We start from the raw sequence: 6804 nt of genomic DNA on the forward strand, positions 1-6804 counted from the left end.
TCCTATTCTAAGTTGCGCTATGAAAAAACTAAATTTTAAAGCTGTTAATGACACTGCATTAGCAAGGGCTGAACAGGTATCAGCTCACTTTGCCCCTAATGGAAATAGGCAAGGTCACGAATGGATAGCACTTAACCCTACACGAGCAGATAACAAGAAAGGAAGCTTTTCAATAAATTTAAACACAGGTGTGTGGTCTGATTTTTCTACAAATGATAAGGGCGCGGATTTTATTGATTTGGTGGCGTATGTCGAAAACATCGGCAAAGGAGCCGCTTGTAAGCGTTTAGCCGATTTCTTAGGTATCAGTGCTCATGCGGGTGGTTCGCAAACTAGCAACGCCAACAGCCAGTCAAAGGATAACCAGTTGCCCCGTTTTATACCTGTGCCACCACCCGCGGCAGTATCGAATGATTGCCCGATTACTCATTTCAAAAATGGTGAACCGTCCAAAATATGGAACTATACAGACGCAAAAGGAACTTTAATTATTAGGGTGATGCGTTTTGATTCACCAGACGGAACAAAGACCTATAGGCCGTTAGCTTATGGATCGAAAAGTGGTAAGGCTCCCCGCTGGCATTGGCAACAATTACCCGACAATCGCCCCTTGTACAACCTGCCAGCCGTTAGCGGTGCATGTGACAATGTTGTATTGGTAGAGGGGGAGAAGGCCGCAGACGCAGCTAAAAGCTTATTTACTGATTTTGTTGTCAGTACATGGTCAGGAGCCGTCAAAGCGGTTAGCAAAACTGATTTCAGCCCATTAGCGAATAAAAACGTTTTGTTTTGGCCTGATAACGACGAAGCAGGGCGGGAAGTAATAACCAAACTAAAGTCAATACTAGAAGCGGTAAAGGTTAAATCATTTAATGTTGTAGACCTTGAGTTTTTCAGTAAATACAAACCCACTGAAAAAGGGGTTACTGCGGGTGGTAGTTGGCCGAAAAAAGCTGACGCTTACGAAGCGGTGCAAATGGGGTTTACTGCTAAACATATTAGCTTTGCAATTAAACAAGGGTTATTCATTCAACCAGATGAAGCAGAAAAGGATGAACAGGCGGTTGATGTTGACCAGCCAGAATGGATGCCTAAAGGCTTTAAAATTGATGAAGATGGGTTGTATACGTTTGATCAGCAAGCGGATCGATACCGTTATATTTCAAAGCCTATTCATGTATTGGCACTTTCGAGAAACGCAAGCGGGGACGGTTTAAACTGGGGTAAGCTGGTGGAGTTTAGCGACTTTGATAAACAAACCAAGCAATGGAATATTCCAAATAAGTTATTTAACGACAATGGCGGACAGGCAATATTAAAAGAGTTGCTAGACCGTGGCTTTGAATTTGAACCCAGGCGTAACAGTAAAAAGCTTGTTTTAGAGTATTTAGAAGCCAGTAAACCAACCAAGCGCATTAACTTAACCCAGTCACGCGGGTGGCATGATAAGTATAAAGCTTTTGTACTTCACGACCGTGTTTTAGGTGATAACAAAGCTAACCTCATGTTTTATAGTGAACGCCCATTTAAAACAGACCTTAGTAGCAAAGGTACACTGGAAGAATGGCGAGAGCATGTAAGTAAATATTGTGTTGGTAATCCGTTTTTACTGTTTTCGGTAAGCCTTGCCCTTGCTGCACCATTAGTTGAGTTAATGGGTTATGAAACTATGGGTTTTCACTTACATGGTGATTCAAGTTTGGGTAAGTCAACCTCTCTAAATATTGGCAATTCGGTATATGGTGAGCCTAAATCTTACGGTCGAACATTTAGAGGAACAGATAACGGGTTAGAGTTATTAGCCGCAGACCGCAACAGTTTATTCTTAACGCTAGACGAGATACATGAAGCCGACCCAAACCAATTAGGCGGCATAGTTTATATGCTTGGTAATGGGCAAGAAAAAACACGTGCTCAAGCTTACGGAGCTGGCTCTAGTGATATTAGAAAATGGCACCTTGCTTTTTTATCAAGTGGTGAACACACTCTAGCGCAACGCTTAGCCGAAATCGGTAAAAAGGCAACAGGCGGACAGGCTCAAAGGCTAATTGAGTTACACGCATGTTTGCACGAAGATGAAACCATCAAAAAGAAAATGGGTTCTTTAAATAATTTGCATGGCTTTGATCATGGTTCAAAGCTGGCTGAGCATTTAAGCGAAAATATCCGCAATTTTCACGGTACTGCTTTCCCTGAATTTGTTCAGCAACTCATTAATTTGGACATCAATAAGGCAAAAGAAACCATAGCCCAAATCACTCAAGGGTTTAACCTTACAGTATTAACTGACAAAGCATCTGGTCAAGCCAAAAGGGCTGCAAATAAATTTGGCCTAGTGGCTGCCGCTGGCATTATTGCCACCGACTTGGGGATTACAGGTTGGCATAAAAACGATGTTTTAGACGCGATGGATACACTCTTTACACACTGGTTAAACGCTCGTGGGGGCGAAGGTAATATGGAGGTTTTGGAGATCATTAAACATGTAAGGTTGCAGTTTGAATTGTTTGGTGAAGGCCGCTTTACCCGTTGGGATGAAGTTAAAAGCGTTTCAGATGAGCCGAGCACAGTTATTGATACCCATGTACCGAGAACCAGCGAAATGTGGGGATTTAAAAAATCCACGGTATTAAGAAGCCCATTAGACGGTGATACTTTATCGTTTGAATACTTTGTTTATCCTAACGCTTTTGAATCGGTTATTTGCAAAGGATACGACTATAAGCGGGTGGCTAGATTGTTGCGTGACATTGGCGCACTGATAGTTTCCGATACAGAGATTAAACAAGGCAGGTTTAAATCCTTGGCAAGATTGCCAGGAACAGGAAGGAGCCGAGCAAGAATCTACAGAATAAGCCATTCATTATTATTTTCTGACGAAGGGCTAGCCAATATTTAAGGTTAACTTTAACTAAATATTTATGTTCGTGCGGACACATTACAGAAGTTTGTCACCAGTTTTGACGTTTTGTCACCAGTAAGAATTTACACTTTTTAGAGAACTGGTGACAAAATAAATCAATACAAAACAAAAGGTTAATTGAGTTGTCACCAGTGTCACCAGTTGTCACCAGTAAAAAACAAGGGGTGTAAGAAAACACAGGAAATAAAACGCAAGTTTTCTAGGACTTAAATCAGGTGTAAATATGCGCTCAGAATAGAAGGGGCAAGGCTTACAGCTTTAATATAGTGCCAGTAAACAGCCTTAAAACTTGCTAAAACAGCACCACCTAAGCAAAAGTAATACCAGTTATTAAATAAGCTCTAGTCGCTAGTTATTCGTATTAAAGAGCGTCACTACTAAATGACCAATAGAACACTTAACAAGTGGGTTTTTTGTTTTCATTTATGACCGCATAAAAATCTAACTAGGGTGGCGGTGAACTGGAGCAATATCTTTAAGTTTTTGCACCCCCCATATACCTATGTTCTGTATAAAACAGGAAGCGGAACCCCCTCTACAAAAGGTTATAGCTGTTCAAATCTCGCGCATCGCCGAGCCGTACGTCAATCAGTGCCAAAGTACCTTGAGAAAATATGGTTTGTTAATGTTATGTTTCGTTTTATTGTTGGCTACAAACCTTTAGTTCTGCTCGCTAGCTGTTTACAGCCGCTCACAAATTTGGACTAGGGGAGTGGGTATTTTTAGTTATTAAAACTCGTATAAAAATATGGGTAAAATTACACACCTCCTGTTTTTTACTGGTGACAACTGGTGACACTGGTGACAAGTTATATAAAGTTATGTTTTTTCTTGCTTTTGTTTGTCACCGCTTTTGTATTTAATGCAAAACCTTACTGGTGACAAAGCATCAAAACTGGTGACAAAACCCTATGTTTGTTTAAAAGTTGTCCAGTTTTGGTGGTTTGTGGTTAGTGAGTGTTGACGAGTTTTCACCAATGTTAGGTTGTAATTGGTTCGATATTTATAAAAGTATGGGGTTTTATACAGTAGGGTTTCAGTTGGCAGGGTGAGGCGATAATAAATACCGCCCTGTTAAATAAATGTTACTGTTTGCAGGTGGTGCAAAATAGAAAAGCATCAATCCAGCTAACAGCCTCTACTAATAACTTGCTGGCTGTTTTGTTGTGAACTTTCAGGTATTCACTGATTGCATGTATAGTTAAGCCAAAGACATAATAAAGCTTAATAGCCTCTGCTAGTTGTTCATTACGTGATTTGAGTGCAGCGATACCTCTATCAATTTCTAGCCCCACGTCATCCGAAATATAGATAGGTCGTTTTAAACTGCGAGTGCCTAAGCCCATATCCAAAATTTTACCCATAATAGACTTATACCCCAGTCTATCCCCTGTGTTTCTGCTCCAGCTCCCCCAAGAGTCTAATAAGCGTTCAGTTGTTTCAAATCTCATATAACAAGCCCCTGTTTATTGTTCAGATTGATTTAGTACACGTTGGACAGTTGAAAGCGCACAACCGCACTGATCAGCAATTTTACGCAATGACAAGCCACCCGCTTTAAGCTCTAAAACTTTATCGTGTAATTCGGTATTGGTTGGGCGGCCTTTATACTTGCCTTTAGCTTTGGCCTGTGCGATGCCTTCTAGTTGACGTTCCTTTAGCATTGAACGTTCAAACTGGTAAACACTACCCAATAAGCTAAGCATTAAATCTTGCATTGGGTTAGCTTCACCAGTAAAAGCTAAGCTCTCTTTATGGAAGTGAATTGAAATCCCTTTTTTATTTACCGATTTCACAATATTCAAAAGGTCTTCAAGATTACGGGCAAGGCGGCTAATATCATGTACATGGATTTCATCACCAGCACGAACATAATCAAGTAATTGTTTTAATGCAGGGCGGTTTGTGTCTTTACCGCTGCATTTATCTTCAAACACCTTATCAACTTTAACGCCAGCTAATTGTCTATCTGTGTTTTGTTCAACGGTAGAAACTCGTATATATCCAACCTTTGCCATGATGTATCCTTAACTGTACCGATTTAAGTCTTAGATGTTGTAATCTTAATGTACCGATAATTAAAAATCAAGTTAAATAAGTACGTATTTAGGGGGCTTTTGTACTCGTTCTAAGTGTACCGATTTGGGTATAGGTAAAAAGGGACTGTGTTTAGTGTAAACAGTCCCGTTATAGGTGCTATAAGCGAATTCTCGGTTCTACTTGAACTGCTTGAAGAGTTTGGTTTTGCTGTAAAATTGTATTGTATAGGTTAGAGTTGCCTTGGGTTCTTATCGAAATGATTAGTGAATAACTCAAAGGGGTTGGATCTGACAAGGAATCCCCGCCTTGCTCCCTCCCATGATACTTTACATCAAATATGGGATTTTCAAGAGTTTGTCTTTTGAACCGCTGGCTTCTAGTTATGCAAGTTTCCCATTTATAAGCATCTTCTCGAAGCTCTTCTTCGCTTTGATATAAATTATTGTTTGTGAAAAAAGGTTTCGTTGAGGCATGCTTTGCTTCTTTCTTAATTTTATGCTCGTTCGCTCTAAAAGTTATGTCTAAACCACTTCGAGTATAGTGCAACGGATGCTCTGGATCTGTAATCGCATTGATGCAAAATGTAGCCTTTAAGTGGACCCAGGTGCAATCTATATTAGTTGGAAGTGGCACAGGAATACGCAAATGCTCTGACCTATTGAGTTCACCCTGATACACAATGATAGCTTCGTCTTCTAAGCATTGGACAACTTCCTCTGGAGAGTGGGGGAGCCTGCCCCATCCAACATCTTTTATGTGATGACCATCGTTGCTCGCATGATGAATCATTAGTGCTTTGATGGTTGATGGCTTTAAATCAAAATTTGTTATTGAATCTATTCCTGCCGCTACTCTTAAAGCATATGGAGAGGCAAAGCTCGTGCCCGCTGTTCCTGTAACGGAATGAGTAAGGGGGGAATATAGTTCAAATGGTCGGGATTGCGAGCCGCCGAATATTACTCCATCAGGTTTTACTAAGCCAGGGCTTCTTCCTGGACCAACACAGCTATAGTCCGCTCGCTGCCAGTCTGGTTGTTCTGTATCACTCGCACCTATAGAAAAGCAATTGACCATGTCGCTAGGTGGTTGAATTCTTGCGTATTCACCTTCAAGGTCACCGTCATTCCCTATTGCAACGGTTACCAGGCAATGACCGTCTTGGAGTATTGAATCCAACACAGAAGTCCATACGTGTACCTCATCATCGTCAACTGCTAGATGAGGACCTAGGCTCAGATTTGCATATTTATATTCTCTTGATTTCAACACGCCCTCAATTCTAGTTAAGACGTCAAAAAGGTCTGGATCTGAATCTGTCATTGATATAACCCTGTAAAGGTCTACCTTTGAGTAGGGAGGGGAGAATGTTTGGGTATCATGGTTATATGGACCAAATAGAAAAGCCGAACAGACTTCACTTCCATGTGTTAAATAACTGGGGTGTGATGACGTAACGTCAGAAGGAATAATTTCATTGACCCAATCTGATATAACATGATTATCTCCAATCCCCCCATCGAAAATGCATACCTTAAAGTTATTCTTTAATTCTGTGACTTCAGGTAGTTTAAACGGTACATCGACAATGGTTCTAATTGCGTCAGGTTTATTAATCCTTAGTTTAGGTATACTCCTTAATACTCTCAAATGAGAAAAATCTGCTAGTTTTGACTCTCTACCAATTGATATTTGAACGGGTAAGAAGGTTAATCCCCCTACTGCTTTTGCTCTGCTCCAGTCTGCTTTACCTTCAATAGTTGATAAAAAGTTTTTAAAAGCTTCGATGATGTGTAGTGGTCAAGTTAAATTGGCCACGGTTTTATAGTTTAGCCAGAAATTTT

General features: G+C 40.5%; 4 protein-coding genes. 1 reads left to right on the forward strand and 3 read right to left on the reverse strand.

All coding sequences use genetic code 11. The features are described from left to right. Nucleotides 1-19 precede the first annotated feature (19 nt). Nucleotides 20-2899, forward strand: a complete 2880-nt coding sequence (locus WSC_RS0110130) for a DUF927 domain-containing protein (RefSeq protein ID WP_016955805.1) — start codon at nt 20-22, stop codon at nt 2897-2899. 1109 nt (nt 2900-4008) lie between these two features. Here WSC_RS0110130 and WSC_RS0110135 read toward each other — a convergent pair. From WSC_RS0110135 to WSC_RS22435, 3 genes are all read right to left on the reverse strand, one after another. Continuing rightward, a complete protein-coding gene (locus tag WSC_RS0110135) occupies nt 4009-4374 on the reverse strand; it encodes an antiterminator Q family protein (protein WP_016955806.1) in 366 nt (121 codons plus the stop codon). A 15-nt stretch (nt 4375-4389) separates the two neighbouring features. Then, the gene (locus tag WSC_RS0110140; RefSeq protein WP_016955807.1) at nt 4390-4941 is read right to left on the reverse strand and encodes a recombinase family protein; all 552 of its coding nucleotides are present in this window, start codon (nt 4939-4941) and stop codon (nt 4390-4392) included. A 178-nt stretch (nt 4942-5119) separates the two neighbouring features. Continuing rightward, the gene (locus tag WSC_RS22435; protein ID WP_016955808.1) at nt 5120-6610 is read right to left on the reverse strand and encodes a S8 family peptidase; all 1491 of its coding nucleotides are present in this window, start codon (nt 6608-6610) and stop codon (nt 5120-5122) included. Between the last annotated feature and the right edge of the window lie 194 nt (nt 6611-6804).

Origin of the sequence: Catenovulum agarivorans YM01 (genome assembly GCF_000281085.1) — a bacterium.
GTDB lineage: Bacteria > Pseudomonadota > Gammaproteobacteria > Enterobacterales > Alteromonadaceae > Catenovulum > Catenovulum agarivorans.